Genomic DNA, 19,901 nt, shown 5'->3' on the forward strand with positions numbered 1-19,901 from the left:
TCGCCGGTCGCAGTGGTTAACCTGGGGGCGCTGTGTAAAAGGGTCAAGGAGGGGCGGAAACGTGCGGACGTCCGTGGGCCGGCGCTTCAGGCGCATTCGCGCCGCTGTTTTTCGCCGCTTAGGGTCGCTTCCGGTTTGCGCTTTCAGCCGATCCCGGCGGCCCGGTTGGCCGTGAATGGGCGCTGCTCCCACACGCTTGCCGTGTAGCGCAATATTATAGCCCTTCGCCGGACAGGGCCTCGTCGCCCGCTTGCGCGCCCGGCGGCTCGGGCGGCAAGCCAAGCAGGCTTTCCAGTTCATCCGACACCTGGGCGAAGCGCTCGCTCAGAAAGTCCAGCAGCACGCGCACGCGGGGCGCCATGAAGCGGTTGCGGTGGTACAGCGCGTGCAGCGGCGCGTCCGGATAGCGCCAGTCGGGCAGCAGGATTTTCAGGCCGTCGGCGCGCAGATCCGCTTGCACGTCCCACATCGACTTGATCGCGATGCCGTAGCCGCGCAGCGCCCATTCGCGGGCGACGGCGCCGTCGTTGGTTTCGCGCGCGGTTTCGAGCGGCACCGTGTGGTGCTGCACTTCGTCGCCGCGCGTGAAACGCCATTCGTTGACCGGTCCGGAGCCGGTGCTGAGCACGATGCAGTCGAAATTGGCGAGATCGTGCGGATCTTTCGGCTCGCCCGTCCGCGCGATGTATTCCGGCGATGCGCACAGCACGCGACGGTTTCGCGCCAGCTTGCGAGCGACGAGCGAGCTGTCCTGCGGCACGCCGAAGCGGATCGCAAGGTCGATGTCCTCCTGCACGAGATTCGCCAGCGAGTCCGACAGCGTCAGCGCGAACGTCACTTCAGGGTAGAGCGCATTGAATTCGTCGAGCCAGTGCATCAGCAGGTTGCGCCCGAAGTCCGAGGTCGCCGACACGCGCACCTTGCCGCGCACCACGCCTTGGCCGGCCTGCAGCGCGGCTTTCGCGTCGTCGAGCGATTGCAGCGCCTGGCGGCAGCAATTCAGGTAGAGGCGGCCTTCGTCTGTAAGCCGTAACTGGCGCGTCGTGCGCTCGAAAAGCCGCGCCTTCAGGCCGGCTTCGAGCTTCGCGAGGCGGGCGCTCGCGGCGGCGGGCGTGAGTCCCATCTTGCGGCCCGCTGCGGACAGGCTGCCCTGCTGCGCGGCCTCCACAAAAAGGCGAATGTCGCCGAGGTTATCCATGGCCGGTTTCAAATGACATTTGAAAATGCTTCAAATGCTACGCCAATTATCAAATTAGCGTCGCCCGGCCACAATCCAGGTCTCGAAAACCCATGCGGCGCTTGCGGCCGCCGGAAATCATGCAACTCGATCACGCGACCATCGTCACAGCGGATCTCGACACGGCCCGCCGCCTTTTCGTCGACGTCGCCGGCTTGACACAGGGCGCGCGTCCGCCGTTTTCCGTCGACGGCTACTGGCTTTACGCGGACGGCCGACCGGTGGTGCATCTGGTCGAGGCGACAGCGCCGGCCCCGTCGATCCGCACGGCGCCGCGCATCGACCATATCGCGTTCCGTCTGCAAAGCGCCGCCGAATGGCAGGCACTGCTCGGCCGCCTCAGCGCTTGCGGCGTCGGCTACCAGACAGCGCAAGTCCCGCAGATGGGTCCGCAAGAGGCCGCCATGCAGATTTTCGTCGCGCTGGCACCGGGCGTCGTCGTCGAGTTCGTGACGGCGCTGCATCACGCTCAACCGTAAAACCTGGGGAACAAGAATGCCGATTCCATTACTCGCGCTCGCGATCAGCGCCTTCGCTATCGGGACCACAGAGTTCGTCATCATGGGCTTGCTGCCGGAGGTCGCGCGCGATCTCGCGGTGTCGATTCCGTCGGCGGGATTGCTGGTGAGCGGCTATGCGCTCGGCGTCGCCGTGGGCGCGCCGCTGCTCGCGGTCGTCACGAGCAGAATGCCGCGCAAGCTCGCGCTGCAACTGCTGATGGGCGTGTTCATCGTGGGCAATACGCTGTGCGCCATTGCATCGAGCTATTCGGTGCTGATGATCGCGCGCGTGGTCACCTCGTTCGCGCACGGCTCGTTTTTCGGCATCGGCGCGGTGGTCGCGGCGTCGCTTGTGCCTTCCGAAAAACGCGCGAGTGCGATCGCGCTGATGTTCACAGGGCTCACGTTGGCCAATGTGCTCGGCGTGCCGTTCGGCACGTTCGTCGGCCACGAGTTTGGCTGGCGGGCCGCGTTCTGGATTGTCAGCGCGTTCGGCGTGCTGTCGCTCGCCGGTGTGACGGCGCTCGTGCCGAACCGCCACGACACCGGCCCCGCCGGTCTCGGTCATGAAGTGCGCGTGCTGAAGGACCCGCAGGTATGGACCGCGCTCGCGATGACGGTGCTGGGCTTCGGCGGCGTGTTCGTCGTCTTCACGTACATCGCGCCCATCCTCGAACAGGTGAGCGGCTTCTCGCCGCGCGCCGTCACGCTGATTCTCGTGCTGTTCGGCGTGGGGCTGACAATCGGCAACACGCTCGGCGGCAAGCTTGCTGACCGCGCGCTGATGCCTTCGCTGATGGGCATTCTCGCGGCGCTCGCCGTCGTGATGGCGTTGTTCGCGCGCACCAGCCATTCGCAGGTCGCCGCGGCGATTACCGTCTTCGTGTGGGGCATAGCTGCGTTCGCCACCGTGCCGCCTTTGCAGATGCGCGTGGTCGAAAAGGCGGCGAAGGCGCCCAATCTTGCGTCGACGCTGAACATCGGCGCGTTCAATGTGGGCAATGCGGGCGGCGCGTGGCTCGGCGGTCTCGTGATCGATCACGGCCATTCGCTCGATACCTTGCCGTGGGTCGCCGCGGCGGTAAGCGTCGCCGCCTTGCTGCTGACGTGGTTCGCCTCGCGCATGGACACGTCCATCGGGCGAACAGCCGGGCAGCGTCGCGTGGACGTGCGCGAGCGCGCGTAGCGGCGTGCGGCGCTTCGAGAACGTCCTCCGCAATGCTGATAACAGTGTGAAGATAACTTCGTTGGGCGCGGCGGGCCGCGATGCTATCTTGCTTCCACTCACTGCTTGCGCGCCGTCCGGCGGCGCTTCTGGAGGCAATCATGCATTCCCCGCTTGCTCTGGTTCGCGATCCCGCAACTGCTACCGACGCGCCGCCGCGTGCCGCCGAACCTTTCGATGCACTAGAACATCTCGTCGGCGTGAACCTCGCGCGTTTGCGCGCGGAGCGCCAGTTGTCGCTCGACGCTCTCGCGCGAGCGTCCGGCGTGTCGCGGGCAATGCTCGCGCAGATCGAGTCGGCGCGCAGCGTGCCGTCCATCAAGGTGCTCTGCAAGGTGGCCGCCGCGTTGAAGGTGTCGGTCGCAGCGTTTCTGCGCCGCCATGCGACGAACGGTTTCGAGCACTTGCCAGCGGAGCGCTCGTCGCGCGTCGTCAGTTCCAATGGACGCTATTCCGCCCGGCCGCTTTATCCGGACAACGAACCAACTGTCGCCGAATTCCACGAACTGCGCATCGCGCCGTTGCATACGGAAGCGGGCGTGCGGCGGGCGCCGGGCACGACGGTCAACCTCGTCGTCAGCGAAGGCACGCTCGAAGTCAGCGTGCATGACCAGCGCCAGCTGCTGGCAACAGGCGATGCAATCATCTTCGACGCCGATCAGCCGCACAGTCTGCGTAATCCTGGCGACACCGAAGCCCGTGCGTTTCGCGTGACGCTGAAGGCAGAGACGCCGCCGCGCTGGGACGCGCCGGCGCTGCGCGACACGGCGCGCGAGGCCGCGCCTGTCTGATCGAATTCGCCGCGACGGGCGCGCGCGAGCGCAATCCCGTCCGGCCAGTAGGGGTTGCGCTGCGGTTCGCACGCGACTGCTGTATGCTTGGCCCGCCGGTTCGTCCGGCAATCAGTGCGTCTTCAGGGCGGGGCGGAATTCCCCACCGGCGGTATGCCGGCAGCGCGAAAGCGCAGGCCGGCGAGCCCGCGAGCGCCCGCAGTGGTGCGGTTTTCAGCGAATCGAAAACCGCCGCGGGGTCAGCAGATCTGGTGCGAAGCCAGAGCCGACGGTCATAGTCCGGATGGAAGAAGATGTGCAGATAGTCATGTTCGTTTCCGTGGCGCCGCCTGCCGGTTCGGGCGGTGCGCGAACGCCGCTTCAGTCGCGAGGCGGCGCTTCACGGCGCGTCTTTGCCTGTTTGCAATGCCCTGAAACGTTTCTCGCCCAACTTTTGCGATGAGCGTTTCAACCATGTCCTTTGCTACTTTTCCTGCTCCTTCGACGATTGCCGACGACGCCTTCGCCGATCTCCCGCTGCTCGCCACCGAACCCGTTCCGCCGCGTATCGCCGCCGCTTTGCAGGCCATGCGCGAGGGCCGCGCCGTGGTCCTGCAAGATGACGACGACCGCGAGAACGAAGCCGACCTGATCGTGTCGGCCGAGCGTCTTTCCGTCGAAACCATGGCACTGCTGATTCGCGAATGCAGCGGCATCGTGTGCCTGTGCCTGCCGGATGCGAAAATCCGCGCGCTCGAACTTCCGCCTATGGCCGTCAACAACGAAAGCCGTCACGGCACCGCGTTCACAGTTTCGATCGAGGCGCGCGAGGGCGTGACCACCGGTGTGTCCGCGCTCGACCGCGTGACGACGATTCGCGCCGCGATTGCGGATACGGCGCAACCGGCCGACATCGTGAGGCCCGGTCACGTGTTCCCGTTGCGCGCGATGCCTGGCGGCGTGCTCGCGCGCCGCGGACATACCGAAGGCACGGTGGATCTGGCGATTCTGGCGGGGCTCAAGCCCGCTGGTGTGCTGTGCGAGTTGATGAACGCGGACGGCACGATGACGCGCGGCGCGGACGTCGAACGCTTTGCCGCACAACACAATCTGCCGATGCTGACGATTGCGGAACTGGTGGAGTTTCGTCAGGCGTTGGCGCAGGCGCGGGAATGCGTGGAAGAGGCTTGAGCGCGCTGTTCGGGGCGCCGCTCGCGCGCTGTGCCTAACAGGCGTTCGCGGCGCGGCAGGTGCCGCGCAAAGCAGGGCCGGCTACAGGCAGCCGGCCTTTTTCGCAAGCGCCGCGCTTCTCGCAACGGTCACGACTGCACGTCGCCGAAGTCGCCGCGCACACCCGCTTCGATCAACGCGGGCAGTTCGTCCATATGCTTCATGATGCGCGTGATGCCCATCTTGCGCAGCGCGTCCGCATAGCCGTCGGGAATATGGCTCGCACCGACGAACGCGATGGTTTTCATGCCCGCCGCGCGCGCCGCGTTCAGGCCCGCCACGCTGTCTTCCACGACGATGCATCGCGATGCATCGACGCCGAGCGTTTGCGCGGCGAACAGATACACGTCGGGAAAAGGCTTGGGCCGCGGGACCTGTTCAGCGCTGAACACACGCTCGCCGAAAATCTGCTGCAAGCCGGCGCGTCGTAGTGACGCTGTCACGCGCGTCATGCGGCTGTTCGACACCACGGCAGCCGGCAGCGTCACGCGTTGGAGCGCGTCGCGTACGCCGTTGACCGGACTGAGCGATGCAGCCAGCGCGAGCTCGACGTTGTGCTCGATGGTGTTCAGAAAATCGGACGGTAACGCGATGTCGAATGCTTTCTCGATGCCTTCGAGAAAGCGCGACGTTTGCTGGCCGAACGCGGTTTTGACGATAGTCTCGAAGTCGAGGCCGGGGAAAGTGGCCGAGAGCGTCTCGAACATGACGCGGTCGGCGATGACTTCACTGTCGACGAGTACGCCGTCGCAGTCGCAGATGAGGTGGTCGATCATGCCTGAAGGAACGGAAAACCGGGGCGCGCGCAAACACCGTTGGTCGTGAATGGCCACGAATGGGCCACGAATGGGCTACGAAAAACCACCCGCGGCTGGTTCACGCGCGCCGTGTGAAAGCGCCATGATACGTGCTTTGGCGCGGCACGCGCCGCTCCGCCGCTTTCCTTTGATTCCTCCGCATGCGGTTTGCGCGTGTGCCGCGCGTATTGCGAGCGGGTGGTGACCTATGGCGCGATCAGCGCGCATGGAGGTACAGATAAAGACCGGCCGCCACCGCGCCGCCAAGCAGCGGCCCGCAGACCGGAATCCATGCATAGCGCCAGTCGCTGTCGCGCTTGCCCGGAATCGGCAGTAGCGCGTGCATGAGACGCGGCGACAGGTCGCGCGCGGGACTCATCGCGTAACCAGTCGGTCCGCCGAGCGAAATGCCGATGCCCAGTACGAGCAGGCCGACCGGCAGCGCGTCCAGCGCGCCCAAGCCGACTTGCGGCGAAGCGAGATACAGCACGCCGAGAATCAGCACGAAGGTGGCGATCATTTCGGTGAGCAGGTTGTGCGGCACACTGCGAATGGCGGGCGCGGTGCAGAACACGCCGAGCTTCACGTCGGCGTCGCCTTCCTTCGCGAAGTGCTGGCGATACGCGACCCACACCAGCAGCGCGCCCGCCATCCCGCCGAGCATTTGCGCAGCCACGTAGCCGGGGACCTTGGCCCACGCGAATTTGCCCGCGAGCGCGAGACTCACGGTCACGACCGGATTCAGGTGCGCGCCGCTGAACGACGCGGTCACGTAGACGGCGATGAACACCGCCATCGCCCAGCCCATGACGATCACGATCAGATCCGCGCCCTTGCCCTTGGTGCGCGCGAGCAGCACGTTGGCGACAGCGCCGTCGCCGAGCAGCACGACGAGTGCCGTGCCGATGAATTCCGCAATGTATGGAGACATCGTTTGGTATCCAAAGTATTGTTGTTAGGGAAGCCGCGAGACGCGGCGGCTGCCTGCGGTTTTATCTCAGGTTTGCGTGAGCCCTGCGGGACGTTCGTGCGTGAACGTCCCGGCGCGTAAGCTCAGGGCGTGTCGGCCCAGGCTTTCGCGGCGCGAATCGCGCGCTTCCAGCCGTCCAGACATTCCTTGACGTCCTCTTGTCCGAGCGCGGGTGTGAAGCGGCGGTCGAGCTTCCACTGGCTTTGCAGTTCGTCGACATCTTTCCAGTAGCCGACCGCGAGACCCGCAAGATATGCCGCGCCGAGCGCGGTGGTTTCCGACACCTTGGGGCGAACCGCGTCCACGCCGAGAATGTCGGCCTGGAACTGCATCAACAGATTGTTCGCGCACGCGCCGCCGTCCACGCGCAATTCGCCGATGCGAATGCCGGAGTCGGCCTCCATCGCTTTGAGTACGTCGAGGGACTGATAGGCAATCGAATCGAGCGCGGCGCGCGCGATATGTGCGGACGTGGTGCCGCGCGTGACGCCGAACAGCGTGCCGCGAGCGCGCGCATTCCAATGCGGCGCGCCCAGACCCGCAAACGCAGGCACCAGATAGACGCCGTCGCAATGCGGCACGCCGCGCGCCAACGTTTCGATTTCAGCCGCGTTCTTGATGATGCCGAGACCGTCGCGCAGCCATTGCACGACCGCGCCGCCAATGAAGATGCTGCCTTCCAGCGCGTAGTTGATCTGATCGCCGATCTGCCACGCAATCGTGGTGACAAGATTGTTCTTCGATTCGATCGGCTTGTCGCCGGTGTTCATCACGAGGAAGCAGCCGGTGCCGTAGGTGTTCTTCACCATGCCCGATTGTGTGCACATCTGGCCGAAGAGCGCCGCATGCTGATCGCCGGCGATGCCCGCGAGCGGAATCTTCGACGCAAACACGGTGGTCTTGGTCGGCCCATACACTTCCGACGACGGCCGCACCTCCGGCAACATGCTGCGCGGAATGTCGAGCGCGTCGAGCAGTTCGTCGTCCCATTTCAGCGTGTGGATGTTAAAGAGCATCGTGCGCGATGCATTCGTGACGTCGGTGACGTGCAGGCCGCCCTTGGTGAAGTTCCACACGAGCCAGCTATCCACCGTGCCGAACGCGAGGCGGCCTTGCTTCGCCTTCTCGCGCGCGCCTTCCACGTTGTCGAGAATCCAGCGGATCTTGGTCGCCGAGAAATACGAATCGATCGGCAAGCCGGTTTTTGCACGCACCGTTTCTTCGAGGCCCTGCGCCTTCAGCTGGTCGCAGAAGTCGGCGGTGCGGCGGTCTTGCCAGACGATCGCGTTGTAGATGGGGTGACCGGTCTCGCGATCCCACACGATCGTGGTTTCGCGCTGATTCGTAATGCCGATGGCTGCGATCGACGTGCCGTTCATGCCGGCGCGCGTCACGGCTTCTGCGGCGACGCCGGCTTGTGTCGACCAGATCTCCTGCGGATCGTGCTCGACCCAGCCCGGATGCGGATAGATCTGCTCGAACTCCTTCTGCGCCATCGATACGACATTGCCGAGGCGGTCGAACAGCATCGCACGCGAACTGGTGGTGCCCTGGTCAAGCGCGAGGATGTACTGATCCTGCATTGTCTCTTCTCCATGCATTTTATGAATCGCCGTGGCAGCCTGGACAGCATACCGGCGACAGGAACGGCTCGTCGTTTCGGGCGGGCCGCAGGCGTGTTGGCGAATGCGGCCGGCCTGGCGGGCCGAGGGGTGAAGCGGTCTTGTTGTTATGCGCTCTGTCGCTCGGGTTCGCGCGCGAACCATGCGTCGATGTCGCGCGTGATCGGCTCGAGCGTGCCCGGCTCGACATGGAGGCCGAGCTTGGAGCGGCGCCATAGCACGTCGTGCGCGCTGCGCGCCCATTCAGTGTCGCGCAGATAGGTCAGTTCGGCTTCGTAAAGACCCGGCGCGAAAGCGCGGCCGAGATCGGCGAGCGAATGCGCGTGGCCGATCACGTTTCTCACCCGCGTGCCGTAAGCACGCGCGAGACGGTGCGCCAGATCTGCGGGCAGCCACGCATGCTGCTGTTTCAGTTCGGAGAGAAAACGCTCGAAGTTAGCCTGCGCAATGTCGCCGCCGGGCAAGGGCGCGCCGGACGTCCATGACGGGGCAGTTTTGCCGAGCGCGGCGGTGAGCTTGTCCACGGCTTCTTCAGCGAGCTTGCGGAAGGTGGTGATCTTGCCGCCGAACACCGACAGCAGCGGCGCTTCGCCCGCCGGCGAGTCGAGTTCCAGCGAATAGTCGCGCGTGACCGCGGACGGGTTGTCGGCGCCTTCTTCCTCGAGCAGCGGCCGCACGCCCGAGTAGGTCCAGCGCACGTCGGCCGGCGAGATTTTGTGCTTGAAGTAGCGATTGATGGAATCGCACAGATACTGCGTCTCGTCCGCGTTGATCGCGACCTGCGCGGGGTCGCCGCGATATTCGATGTCGGTTGTGCCGATCAGCGTGTAGTCGTGCTCGTACGGAATCGCGAAGATGATCCGCTTGTCCGGATTCTGGAAGATGTACGCGTGGTCGTGTTCGAACAACCGCCGCGTGACGATGTGACTGCCCTTGACGAGCCGCACGCTGTGCGATGCCGGGCGGCCGAGCGCGCCCTGCAAGAGTTCGCCGACCCACGGGCCGGCGGCGTTCGCGATTGACGCGGCGCGCACGTCGAGGATCGTGCCGTCCGCCCGCTCAAGCTGCGCGCGCCATTCGCCGCCGGCGCGCACGGCGCTCAACAGCTTCGTGCGCGTGAGGATTGCCGCGCCATGTTCCGCGGCGTCGAGCGCGTTCAGCACGACGAGGCGCGCGTCGTTGACCCAACCGTCCGAGTATACGAAGCCGCGCCTGATCGATTCGACGAGCGGCACGCCGGCCGGATGATCGCGCATCACAATGCCGCGCGAGCCGGGCAGCAACTCCCGCCGCGCGAGGTGATCGTAAAGGAACAGGCCCGCGCGGATCAGCCAGGCGGGACGCAGATCGGGCATGTGCGGCATCACGAAGCGCAGCGGCCACATGATGTGCGGTGCGGCGCGCAGCAACGTCTCGCGCTCCTGCAAGGCCTTGCGCACGAGCCCGAACTCGCGGTACTCGAGATAGCGCAAGCCACCATGAATCAGCTTGGTGCTCGCCGACGAGGTGTGCGCCGCCAGGTCATGCTGTTCGCACAGCAGCACGGACAGCCCGCGCCCGGCCGCGTCCCGCGCGATGCCCGCGCCGTTGATCCCGCCGCCCACGACGAGCAAATCGTATTTCGTGCCTTGCGTCACCTGCTGCGTCTCCTGCGTCGTTGACGGAATCTACGGAAGCTGTCTGAAAACTGATCGAACGTTATGTGTTCGTTTCCGAACTTTAATGAACATATTCGAAAAAGTAAAGTTCGCGGCGCCTGAGTCGGCCTATATCGGATGGCCAGGGGAGTGGCGCGACGCGCGGCCACGGACGATACTCTTGCGGTGGCCATTTCGGGGTGAAATTCATGCGTGGACTTTTCATGGCGGGCGCAATAGCGCTGCTCGCAGGGTGTGTCGCTTCGCCAAGCCTGACGGGGACGATGGGCGCGCCGTCGTTCGTCTCATTGCAGCAGATGTGCAGTGCGCAGACAGTCGACTACGGCAACGACGCGCAAGGCGTGTACGCAACGCTCTTCGATGCATATGTCGCGAACCGGCGCGGGCGCTTGTCGAAGGACGATTACTGCGCGTTCCAGACGGCGATTGCGCAGCGCTACACGAGCCAGGGCGCGAGTACCGACCCGCAGGTTCGCAATCAGTGGGTGGCGTTCTTCACCGAGCAGCGCGCGAGAGCGATTAGCTGGCGTGCGGCGGTGGATCCGACGTTGCGTAGCGGTTGAGAGCGGGTAGTGATCGGGGCCGCCCAGGCTGGCGCGGCGCGCCTGCCCGCCGGGAGTGCCACCGGGAGTAGCTGCCGGGAGTGCCTGCCGTGCCCGCTCGCGGGAACGGTTGCGCCCGCCGGGCGAACCGCGCGCTCAATAGAAGCGGGCGCCGCTATGGGCGCCCGTCTGGACAAGCATTCGAGGGCAACAGGCTCGCGGCTCAGCCGCGCGCGCAGCATGGCAATGCCGCCCGCCGCGCGCCGGCCCTAACCGGCATACAGCCCGACGATGCGCGGGTTGTTGTCAGGAAAGACGTTTGATGGCTCGGAGTGCGCTATCGCCGGATTCCGTTACACGCCATTGTTCGTTGCCCGAGGCGAGCCGCTCCAGTTGCACGAGCTGACGTTCGAGGAGGGCGTCGAGTTCTTCTCGCTCCATGTCGACTTGATTGGGAGCGTCCTTGACGAGCAACAACGTGGCGAATTCGTGCGGACTCAGCATCGTTTCTCTCCATGTCAAGCAAACGCGGACAGCCTCGACGGCGACTGGCATTAAATGGCAGGGCCATTGCCAGATGGTCCGCAAAAAGTTCGGGCGGGAGGTACGGCTTACGACAGGTTGACTTCGCTCCGGCGGCACGCTAGCGCGCAGCGAACGCCGGGGAACTGGAGTGTAGTCAAGCGAACGCCAAACACCAAACCCGCCCCTGTAAATTTTCCCTTTGACAACAGTGGGCCGCAGAGGCGGTTCGGGGCGGCGGCCAGATCCTTGACTTCACTTGAAGTTCGGCGTGCGCTGCAACATGGCCGCCAACGCCTGGTCAAGCGGCGACGTACACCTGGCAATTGGCGGCATTGAGCGTTTCCACCATGTCGGCTGGTGGCGCGGCGTCGGTGAAGAGCGCGTCGATCTGATCGAGATGGCCTTGGCGAACCAGCGCGGGACGGCCGAACTTGGAACTGTCGGCGGCGAGAAAAACGGTGCGTGCGTGCTGGATGATGGCTTCGGCCACGCGCACTTCGCGGGTATCAAAATCCCGCAATGTGCCGTCTGTCTCGATGCTCGAGGTGCCGATAATTGCAAAGTCCACCTTGAACTGTCGAATGAAGTCGATTGCCAGTTCGCCGACAATGCCTTTGTCCCACGGCCGCACGATCCCGCCGGTCACCAGCACCTCGCAGTCGGGATAGCCGCTCATCATGCTCGCGACGTTCAGGTTGTTGGTGATGACGCGCAAGCCGCGGTGCCGGTTCAGCGCACGCGCGACTTCCTCGGTGGTGGTGCCGAGATTGATGAAGAGCGACGCCTGGTCGGGAATGTGAGTGGCTACTAGCGCCGCGATGCGCCGTTTTTCGTCGTGGAACATGCGCTGGCGCGCGGTGTACGAGACGTTCTCCGAACTTGTCGGCAGGCTCGCCCCGCCGTGGTAGCGGCGCAGCAGGTTCATGTCGGCGAGCCAGTTGACGTCGCGGCGGATCGTCTGCGGCGTCACGTCGAAGTGCGCCGCGAGATCGTCAACGGTCACGAAGCCGTCGCGTTGCACCCACTCCAGCAGTTCCTGTTGCCGGGCGTTCAGAGTGAGGCGGGGGTCTCGGGTCATGGTCTCGGTCGTGGGGTTGTTATCGGCGCTCGCCCGCAGCCGGCGTGGACAGAATGCGTAAGCGAGTGCGTGTATTGTAAGACCAACGTGAAACCCGCCCGCCAACTCATGCGACATCCATAAGACTGCGCGCGGCGGCGGGCGGCACTCAGCCTGCCGATGAATTTATCTATGCGATAAATGAATTTGTTTTTTGGACCGGATCGCGCTGCAATCGAAGGTTTTCGGTTCAGTGCCCGCTCCATTTTTCTATTGCGTCCGGCGGCTTGCGCCGTCCGGCCCGTGCTTGCGAGAGTGTTCCACATGATTGGCTTCAACTGGCAAAACCCTTATCCGACGCCGCGCCTGCCTGTATTCGCGCGCAACATCGTTTCGACGTCGCATCCGCTCGCCGCTCAGGCCGGGCTGCGCATGCTGTGGAAGGGCGGTAACGCCGTCGACGCCGCCATCGCCGCGGCCGCCGCGATCACGGTCGTGGAACCGGTTTCGTGCGGCCTCGGCGGCGACGCGTTCGCGCTGGTGTGGGACGGCCGCAAGCTGCATGGCCTGAACGCGTCGGGGGTGGCGCCGGCGGCGTGGAGCGTCGACTACTTCAGGCGCAAATACGGCGAGGAAAACGGGCTCGCGATTCAGCCCAAGCGCGGTTGGGACTCGGTGACGGTGCCCGGCGTGATCGCCGGCTGGGAAGCGCTGCATCAGAAATTCGGCTCGCTGCCGTTCGCGGATCTCATGGAACCCGCCATCGAGATCGCGGAGCGCGGTCACGCGGTGGCCAGCATCGTCGCGCATAAATGGGCGGCGGCCGTGCCCGAGTTGAAGGACCAGCCGGGCTTTGCGTCCTCCTTCATGCCGCGCGGCCGCGCGCCGCAAGTGAGCGAACTGGTGCGCTTTCCCGGCCACGCGAAGACGCTGCGCAAGCTCGCCGAACAGGGCCCGCGCGCTTACTACGAAGGCGAGATCGCGGAGCGCATCGTCGCGTTTTCGCGTGAATGCGGCGGCGCGCTGACCCTCGACGACCTGCGCAGCTATCGCGCGGATTGGGTCGAGCCGATTGGCAAGGACTATCGCGGCTACACCGTGCACGAGATTCCGCCGAACGGGCAAGGTATCGCCGCGTTGATCGCGCTCGGCATCCTCGAACAGTTCGACGTGAAAGAGTTGGCCGTCGACAACGTGGAGTCGCAGCACCTGCAGATCGAGGCCATGAAGCTCGCATTCGCCGACGTGTACCGCTACGTTGCCGATCCGCGGTCCATGGAAGTCACGCCCGAGCAGATGCTCGACGATGCGTACCTCGCGTCGCGCGCAAAGCTGATCGACCACAAGCGGGCCACGCAGTTCGATTTCGGCATGCCGAAGGCGGGCGGCACGATCTACATGTCGGTCGCAGACGAGCGCGGCATGATGGTCAGCTTTATTCAGTCCAACTACATGGGTTTCGGCTCGGGCATCGTGGTGCCGGATATGGGTATCTCGATGCAGAACCGCGGCAGCGGTTTTTCGCTGGACCCGAAATCGCCGAACGTCGTGGAAGGCGGCAAGCGGCCGTTCCACACCATCATCCCCGCGTTCCTCACGCAGCAGGTGGACGGCCGGCAGGAAGCGGTGATGAGCTTCGGCGTGATGGGCGGCGACATGCAGCCGCAAGGTCATCTGCAATCCATCGTAAGGATGCTCGATTACGGGCAGCAGCCGCAGGCCGCATGCGACGCGCCGCGCTGGAAGGTCAACCGCGACTTCACGATAGACATAGAAGCGACGCTCGACGCGAGAACGGCAGAAGCGCTACAGAAGCTCGGCCATACGATCAAGTCGGTCGATGATCCTTATATGGACTTCGGTTCCGGCCAGTACATCTGGAAGCTCGATCGCGACGAGCCCGACCGCGGTTACGTGGCCGCGAGCGACAGCCGCCGCGACGGCCTGGCCGCCGGCTTCTGAAAGCGCAAAGCCTCTGAACGCGACCTGCGTAGCTCGTCCGGCGTGGTCCGGGCGCCTTCGCTCACGAACCACGCCTTCGCGCATTTCGCGAATTCCAGCCAGCTTGCCGAGCTGGCTTTTTGTTGCGCGATGCACTTTTGCTTGCCTCGCCGAAACTTTGCTCTATCCTGGAATTGGAACTGCGGCCAATCGGCACGGTCTGTGCTGGGTTGTCTGCAGACTTGCGTAACAGCGGCTAAGATGCAGACAGAAGGGTTAACTCCAATTCACGGCGCTGTATCCGGCACGGCGTACCGCAAGCGCAAGGCAGCGCGATAGCAGCGGTTGCGAGCATGCTCCACGAGTGGATACAGCTTTCGGAGCAAGACACAATGCACACAGAGCTGAACCATGTCATGCCCTGGCGAATCGAGGACATCGACCTCACGCGCATTGATCGCCAGAAAGCGGTCGCGAACGAAGACCTGTTGTTGCTGCTGTGCGCCGCTTCGTTTATTGAAAGCGGCACCGACCTTTACACCAGCAACCTCAGTCAGTTCTTCGACGACGACCCTGAAGTATCCGCGTGGCTCAACAACGAGTGGGAGCCTGAGGAAATGCAGCACGGCCGCGCGCTCAAGACGTATATCGCTTACGTCTGGCCAGAATACGACTGGGACACGGCGTTCCGTAATTTCATGGACGAATATTCGCTGACCTGTTCCGTGGAAGGTTTCGAAAAAACTCGCGCGCTGGAAATGGTGGCGCGCTGCGTCGTGGAAACAGGCACCGCAACGTTATATCGCGCGATCGGCGAGTGCTCGGACGAACCTGTGTTGAAGGAAATCACAGACAACATTCGCACCGACGAAGTCCGCCATTACAAGCACTTTTTCAAGTACTTCAAAAAGTACAACAAGATCGAGGGCAATGGCCGGCTCGCCGTTCTCGGCGCGCTTATGCGCCGCGTGATGGAAATCAAGAACGAAGACTCGGAGATTGCCTTGCGTCACGTGTTCGCAATCCGCTATCCAGAGCGCGTGCGCGATGAGGCCTATAACCGCGAGCGCGCGGCGCGCATCAATGCGCTCGTGCGGCGCAATCTGTCGGCCGACATGTGTGTGAAGATGCTGCTAAAGCCGCTCGATCTGCCCGCGAAGATTCAACCCGGCGTGCATTATCCGCTCGCGAAGATCACGCAACACGTGTTCTTCCGCTGAAGCCTTAGTGCGTTGGCAATGCGTTCGCCGCAGCGCGCCGGCGAATGGAATGGCCCGCTCGATGCGGGCCATCTGCTTTTTCGAGGCATGATGCATGCCTTGCTCTTTCACCGGACCCATGCGATGAGCGACTCGACCTTGCCACAACGCCCGCTCGATCAGACCGCATTCGACGAATGGCCCGACGCGGTTCGCGCGCTCTTCGACGGCTCGTCGCTTGCCAGCAAGACGGGCTTTACTGCGTCGCTGCTGACGGTCGATGCGAATCAGCACATTCGCACGTCGCTGCTCGGCATCGGCGAGTTGTACGCGCCTGATTCGCGCACGCTATGCATCGCATTGTGGCCGCAAGCGCGGGCGGCGCGCGCAATTGCACAGAGCGGGCGCGCGGCGCTCACCTTCGTATTCGAAGAGGCGTTTTATCAGGTGCAGTTGCTCGCCTCGCCGTTGCCGCCTGCTGAGGGCGACGACAGCGGCCTCGTCTATATGCACTGCTCGATAGAGTCGGCGGAAACGCAAAGCGTGCGTTATGCGCGCCTGACGAGCGGCATTACATTCGAGCTTGATATGGGGAGAGAGGAGGTGCTCGACCGGTGGGAACGGCAGATCGAGCATTTGAAGCGGGCGGCCGCGTTGGGCGGGTGAGACTAGGCTCGCACGGCTGCTCTCGTTGTAGCAACCGAACCGCCGAACCCCGTCAACTTGCTCGCAAGCCGCTCATTGGCTCGCGCATAAGCGCGCTTACGACCTTATTTAGCGCCCACGCTGCCCGCTGCGCGCGGGGCTAGCGCCGCGCGGCGCGTCGCTACGCGGTTTCGCACTGCCGCCAAGCAAAGCGCCCGGATTGCCGCTCTGCGGCCTGCGCGGCGCATGCTGCGCGGCATTTCCTTCATGCGCGACAGCACGCGGGCGGTCGTCGTGACGCTGTCCGTCGCGCCGCGCTTGGCCACCGTTGCCGGCCGGCTTCGCGGCTTGCGGCTTTGGCTGCTGCTGGCCGTTCGACGGACGCTGCCCCGAGCGTTGCGCCGTGCCTTGAGCCGGTCGCGCGGCACCACCCTTACCGCCGTTGCCGCCCTTCGGCGCACCCTGGCCTTGACGCGGCGAACGTCCGCCGCCGCCACCGCCCTGACCGCGACGCAGAATCGGCTCCGGCTTCGCAGTCGGGTCCGGCTCGAAACCGGCGATCACTTCCTGCGGCACCGGACGCTTGATCAGCTTCTCGATGTCCTTCAACAATTGCAATTCGTCGACGCATACGAGAGACACCGCTTCGCCCGTCGCGCCCGCGCGACCAGTGCGGCCGATACGGTGCACGTAGTCTTCCGGCACGTTGGGCAGATCGAAGTTGACGACATGCGGCAGCTGATCGATATCGATGCCGCGTGCGGCGATGTCGGTGGCGACCAGCACCTGCAGCGTGCCGTCCTTGAACTCCGCAAGCGCGCGGGTACGCGCCGACTGGCTCTTGTTGCCGTGAATCGCGAGCGCGCTGATGCCGTCCTTCGTCAGTTGTTCGGCAAGGCGATTCGCGCCGTGCTTGGTGCGCGTGAACACCAGCACCTGAAACCAGTTGTGCTGCTTGATGAGGTGCGTGAGCAGCTCGCGCTTCTTGTCGCGATCCACCGGGTGGATTTTTTGCGCGACCGTTTCCGCTGTCGTATTGCGGCGCGCGACTTCGATAAGCGCGGGCGAGTCGAGCAGATTGTCGGCGAGCGCTTTGATCTCGTCGGAGAAGGTGGCCGAGAACAGCAGGTTCTGACGCTTCGGCGGCAGCTTGGCGAGCACGCGCTTGATGTCGTGGATGAAGCCCATGTCGAGCATGCGGTCCGCTTCGTCGAGCACGAGGATCTCGAGGTGCGACAGGTCGATGGTCTTCTGCTGCATATGGTCGAGCAAACGGCCAGGCGTTGCGACCACGATGTCCACGCCGCTCTTCAATGCGCCGATTTGCGGATTGATGCCGACGCCGCCGAACATCACCGTCGACTTCAGTTTCAGGTACTTGCCATAAGCGCGCACGCTTTCCTCGACCTGCGCGGCCAGTTCGCGGGTGGGCGTGAGAATCAGCGCGCGCACGGCACGCTTGCCCGAGGCCGCGGAGACTTGCGGCATGGAATGAAGACGCTGCAGGATGGGCAGCGTGAAGCCGGCCGTCTTGCCGGTGCCGGTTTGCGCGCCGGCCAGCAGGTCGCCGCCGTTCAGCACTGCCGGGATTGCCTGAGTCTGGATGGGAGTCGGAGTGGTGTAGCCGAGTTCGTGTACAGCGCGGACCAACGGTTCGGACAAGCCGAGGGAATCAAAAGACATAAATGTTCTTTGCAATGCAGTTTCGCGAACGGCAGATGTGAGCGCCGGCGGGGCACATGCGGCACAAATGCTGCACGAATGCGCCGCCTGGCGTGATCGAGATCAGGGCCGAAGCCCAGTTCCGTTCGCAGGGAAATCGGCGGCACGCTCGAGATGCGTGCCGAATGCTTCAACGCGCTATGCAGACACGTTGACTGGCCTTAAGTTGCATTTCGCCGCCGTGGACGTCACGCGACATAGCGCGCGACGCTGACGAATTGACACAGACTGCCCGCCAGTACGAACAGGTGCCAGATACCATGTCCGTGCCGGATGCGCTCGTCGTTGATGAAGAAGTAGATGCCGGCGCTGTAGATGACCCCGCCGGCCACGAGCCAGGCAGTGCCCGCTGCAGGTAACGCCTGTAGCAGCGGGCGGACGGCAACGAGCGCGAGCCATCCCATCAGGACATAGAGCACCATCGAAACGCTGCGGGTGCGTCGCCCGAGCGTCAGTTCCTGCACGATGCCGAGAGCGGCGAGCCCCCAGCTTACGCCAAACAGCGACCAGCCCCACGGCCCGCGCAACGTGACAAGCGTGAACGGAGTATAGCTGCCGGCGATCAGCAGGTAGATCGCCGAATGGTCGCATTTCTGCAGTATTGCTTTGACGCGCGGGCTTCGCACGCTGTGGTAGAGCGTCGAGATAGCATACAGCACGAACAGCATCGCACCGTACACGCTGAAGCTGACCACCTTGTACGCGTCGCCCTCGACCGCGCCCATCGTCACGAGCGTAGCCAGCCCCGCCACCGACAGCACGGCGCCGACGAGGTGGGTAATGCTGTTGAAACGCTCACCGACATGCACGGTCTTTCCTCCTGCGCGGTTTCATCGAGCAATTGGTACGCCACGACTGGCGCGATCAGTTGCACATGATACCGGTCCTCAAAAAACGAAGGGCGCGGCCGCGAATCTCGCAGGCCGCGCCCGGGGTGCAACGCACGCTGCTTAGTCGAGCGGTGCCGAACGCAGATCAGCCACTTGCTGCGGCGAGACAGCCGTGCCGTGGTTGCCCCACGACATACGGATGTACGTCACGACGGCCGCCACTTCCTGGTTCGACAGCGACTGTGCGAACGGCGGCATGCCATACGGATGCGGGTTCGCTTCCGTGCTCGGCGGATAACCGCCGTTCAGCACCATGCGGATCGGGTTGACCGCCGACGGCATCTGGATCGACTGGTTGTTCGCGAGCGGCGGGAACGCCGGCGGCTGACCGAGGCCATTTTCCGCGTGACACTTCGCGCAGTTGTCAGCGTAGATCTTCTGACCTTGCTTCAACAGTTCGCCGCCGAACTTTTCGGACGTTTCGAGCTGCATGGGCTCAGGCGCTTCGCTCTTCTGCGGGATCGTCTTCAGGTACGTGGCCATTGCGTTGATGTCCGCATCGGTCATGTACTGCAGGCTGTTGTGGACCACTTCCGCCATCGGGCCGAACACCGCGCCGCGGTTGGAGACGCCGGTCTTCAGCAGATCGGCGATGTCCTTGGTTTCCCAGTCGCCGAGACCCGCTTCCTTGTTCGACGTGAGCGACGGTGCATACCAGTTCTGCAGCGGGATCAGACCGCCGGCAAACGCTGCCGAGCTGACCGGACCGCCCATTGCATTGATCGACGTGTGGCACATGCCGCAATGGCCGAGACCTTCGATCAGATATGCGCCGCGGTTCCACTCGACCGACTTGGTCGGATCCGGCTTGTATTCGCCTTCGCGGAAGAACAGCGTGCGCCAGCCGATCAGCATGTTGCGCTGATTGAACGGGAACTTGAGCTCATGCGGACGGCTCGGGACCGCAACCGGCGGGATGGAACGCAGATACGCGTAGATCGCGTCCGAGTCGGCGCGCGTGACCTTTGTGTAGCTCGTGAACGGGAAGCCAGGGTAGAGCAGGCTGCCGTCTTTCGAACGGCCGGTGTGCATGGCGCGGTAGAAGTCGTCCTGCGTCCATTTGCCGATACCGTTCTGGTCGTCAGGCGTGATGTTCGGCGTGAACATCGTGCCGAACGGCGTAGCCATGGGCAGGCCGCCGGCGAACTGCTTGCCGCCGCGCACCGTATGGCAGGCGATACAGTCGCCGGCGCGGGCGAGGTACTCGCCCTTCTTCACGAGAGCAGCCTGGTCGGCGGGCGTTGCCGCCACGGCGGTACCGTTGTGCAGGTGGTCGCCGCCCGACCACAGGACGGGAACGAGTGCAGCGGCCGCGACAACGACCACTGCCGAGAGGGCGAACAAAGACTTGCGTTTCATTTGAGTGTCTCT

18 protein-coding genes and 1 riboswitch are annotated in these 19,901 nt (G+C 64.2%); of the genes, 8 read left to right on the forward strand and 10 right to left on the reverse strand.

Annotated features, from left to right (window positions below):
- Positions 1-214 precede the first annotated feature (214 nt).
- Positions 215-1,198, reverse strand: a complete 984-nt coding sequence (locus A3AC_RS0127240) for a LysR family transcriptional regulator (RefSeq protein ID WP_025602580.1) — start codon at positions 1,196-1,198, stop codon at positions 215-217.
- A gap of 119 nt (positions 1,199-1,317) precedes the next feature.
- Between A3AC_RS0127240 and A3AC_RS0127245 the strand changes: the two genes are divergently transcribed.
- The 4 genes from A3AC_RS0127245 to ribB all read left to right on the forward strand — a co-directional run bounded on the left by A3AC_RS0127245 (position 1,318) and on the right by ribB (position 4,923).
- Complete coding sequence (locus A3AC_RS0127245) at positions 1,318-1,716, forward strand: VOC family protein (RefSeq protein WP_025602581.1); 399 nt, start codon at positions 1,318-1,320, stop codon at positions 1,714-1,716.
- A gap of 16 nt (positions 1,717-1,732) precedes the next feature.
- The gene (locus tag A3AC_RS0127250; RefSeq protein WP_025602582.1) at positions 1,733-2,923 is read left to right on the forward strand and encodes an MFS transporter; all 1,191 of its coding nucleotides are present in this window, start codon (positions 1,733-1,735) and stop codon (positions 2,921-2,923) included.
- 140 nt (positions 2,924-3,063) lie between these two features.
- The gene (locus A3AC_RS0127255; protein WP_025602583.1) at positions 3,064-3,753 is read left to right on the forward strand and encodes a helix-turn-helix domain-containing protein; all 690 of its coding nucleotides are present in this window, start codon (positions 3,064-3,066) and stop codon (positions 3,751-3,753) included.
- Positions 3,754-3,867: 114 nt separating this feature from the next.
- Positions 3,868-4,052: riboswitch (FMN riboswitch) on the forward strand.
- A 154-nt stretch (positions 4,053-4,206) separates the two neighbouring features.
- A complete protein-coding gene (gene ribB, locus A3AC_RS0127260; protein ID WP_025602584.1) occupies positions 4,207-4,923 on the forward strand; it encodes a 3,4-dihydroxy-2-butanone-4-phosphate synthase in 717 nt (238 codons plus the stop codon).
- 128 nt (positions 4,924-5,051) lie between these two features.
- Here ribB and A3AC_RS0127265 read toward each other — a convergent pair whose 3' ends face one another.
- The 4 genes from A3AC_RS0127265 to glpD all read right to left on the reverse strand — a co-directional run bounded on the left by A3AC_RS0127265 (position 5,052) and on the right by glpD (position 9,988).
- On the reverse strand, positions 5,052-5,738 hold the full coding sequence (locus A3AC_RS0127265; RefSeq protein WP_025602585.1) for an HAD family hydrolase: 687 nt from the start codon (positions 5,736-5,738) through the stop codon (positions 5,052-5,054).
- A 238-nt stretch (positions 5,739-5,976) separates the two neighbouring features.
- Positions 5,977-6,690 (reverse strand): MIP/aquaporin family protein, encoded by a 714-nt coding sequence (locus tag A3AC_RS0127270; RefSeq protein WP_025602586.1) that lies wholly within the window; start codon positions 6,688-6,690, stop codon positions 5,977-5,979.
- 122 nt (positions 6,691-6,812) lie between these two features.
- Complete coding sequence (glpK, locus tag A3AC_RS0127275) at positions 6,813-8,312, reverse strand: glycerol kinase GlpK (protein ID WP_025602587.1); 1,500 nt, start codon at positions 8,310-8,312, stop codon at positions 6,813-6,815.
- 146 nt (positions 8,313-8,458) lie between these two features.
- Positions 8,459-9,988 carry a glycerol-3-phosphate dehydrogenase gene (glpD, locus tag A3AC_RS0127280; protein ID WP_025602588.1) on the reverse strand — a complete coding sequence of 510 codons (1,530 nt, stop codon included), beginning with the start codon at positions 9,986-9,988 and terminating at the stop codon, positions 8,459-8,461.
- Positions 9,989-10,197: 209 nt separating this feature from the next.
- Here glpD and A3AC_RS0127285 point away from each other — a divergent pair, with 209 nt between their 5' ends.
- Positions 10,198-10,572 (forward strand): hypothetical protein, encoded by a 375-nt coding sequence (locus A3AC_RS0127285; RefSeq protein WP_025602589.1) that lies wholly within the window; start codon positions 10,198-10,200, stop codon positions 10,570-10,572.
- Positions 10,573-10,857: 285 nt separating this feature from the next.
- On the opposite strand, the gene A3AC_RS0127290 is transcribed toward A3AC_RS0127285, so the two are convergent.
- Both A3AC_RS0127290 and A3AC_RS0127295 read right to left on the reverse strand, forming a co-directional pair.
- Complete coding sequence (locus A3AC_RS0127290) at positions 10,858-11,055, reverse strand: hypothetical protein (RefSeq protein WP_006049938.1); 198 nt, start codon at positions 11,053-11,055, stop codon at positions 10,858-10,860.
- Positions 11,056-11,374: 319 nt separating this feature from the next.
- Positions 11,375-12,154 carry a DeoR/GlpR family DNA-binding transcription regulator gene (locus A3AC_RS0127295; RefSeq protein WP_025602590.1) on the reverse strand — a complete coding sequence of 260 codons (780 nt, stop codon included), beginning with the start codon at positions 12,152-12,154 and terminating at the stop codon, positions 11,375-11,377.
- A 303-nt stretch (positions 12,155-12,457) separates the two neighbouring features.
- Between A3AC_RS0127295 and A3AC_RS0127300 the strand changes: the two genes are divergently transcribed.
- The 3 genes from A3AC_RS0127300 (at position 12,458) to A3AC_RS0127310 (ending at position 15,939) form a co-directional block, all read left to right on the forward strand.
- A complete protein-coding gene (locus A3AC_RS0127300) occupies positions 12,458-14,095 on the forward strand; it encodes a gamma-glutamyltransferase family protein (protein WP_025602591.1) in 1,638 nt (545 codons plus the stop codon).
- Between the two features lie 371 nt (positions 14,096-14,466).
- The gene (locus A3AC_RS0127305) at positions 14,467-15,294 is read left to right on the forward strand and encodes a ferritin-like domain-containing protein (RefSeq protein WP_025602592.1); all 828 of its coding nucleotides are present in this window, start codon (positions 14,467-14,469) and stop codon (positions 15,292-15,294) included.
- Positions 15,295-15,417: 123 nt separating this feature from the next.
- Positions 15,418-15,939, forward strand: coding sequence for a hypothetical protein (locus A3AC_RS0127310; protein WP_025602593.1), 522 nt, complete (start codon positions 15,418-15,420; stop codon positions 15,937-15,939).
- 108 nt (positions 15,940-16,047) lie between these two features.
- On the opposite strand, the gene A3AC_RS0127315 is transcribed toward A3AC_RS0127310, so the two are convergent.
- The 3 genes from A3AC_RS0127315 to A3AC_RS0127325 all read right to left on the reverse strand — a co-directional run bounded on the left by A3AC_RS0127315 (position 16,048) and on the right by A3AC_RS0127325 (position 19,889).
- The gene (locus tag A3AC_RS0127315) at positions 16,048-17,601 is read right to left on the reverse strand and encodes a DEAD/DEAH box helicase (RefSeq protein WP_025602594.1); all 1,554 of its coding nucleotides are present in this window, start codon (positions 17,599-17,601) and stop codon (positions 16,048-16,050) included.
- A 227-nt stretch (positions 17,602-17,828) separates the two neighbouring features.
- Positions 17,829-18,449, reverse strand: a complete 621-nt coding sequence (trhA, locus tag A3AC_RS0127320) for a PAQR family membrane homeostasis protein TrhA (RefSeq protein ID WP_025602595.1) — start codon at positions 18,447-18,449, stop codon at positions 17,829-17,831.
- A 141-nt stretch (positions 18,450-18,590) separates the two neighbouring features.
- On the reverse strand, positions 18,591-19,889 hold the full coding sequence (locus A3AC_RS0127325; protein WP_025602596.1) for a c-type cytochrome: 1,299 nt from the start codon (positions 19,887-19,889) through the stop codon (positions 18,591-18,593).
- Positions 19,890-19,901: the final 12 nt, after the last annotated feature.

The organism is Burkholderia sp. WSM2230 (assembly GCF_000472445.1).
Lineage (GTDB): Bacteria > Pseudomonadota > Gammaproteobacteria > Burkholderiales > Burkholderiaceae > Paraburkholderia.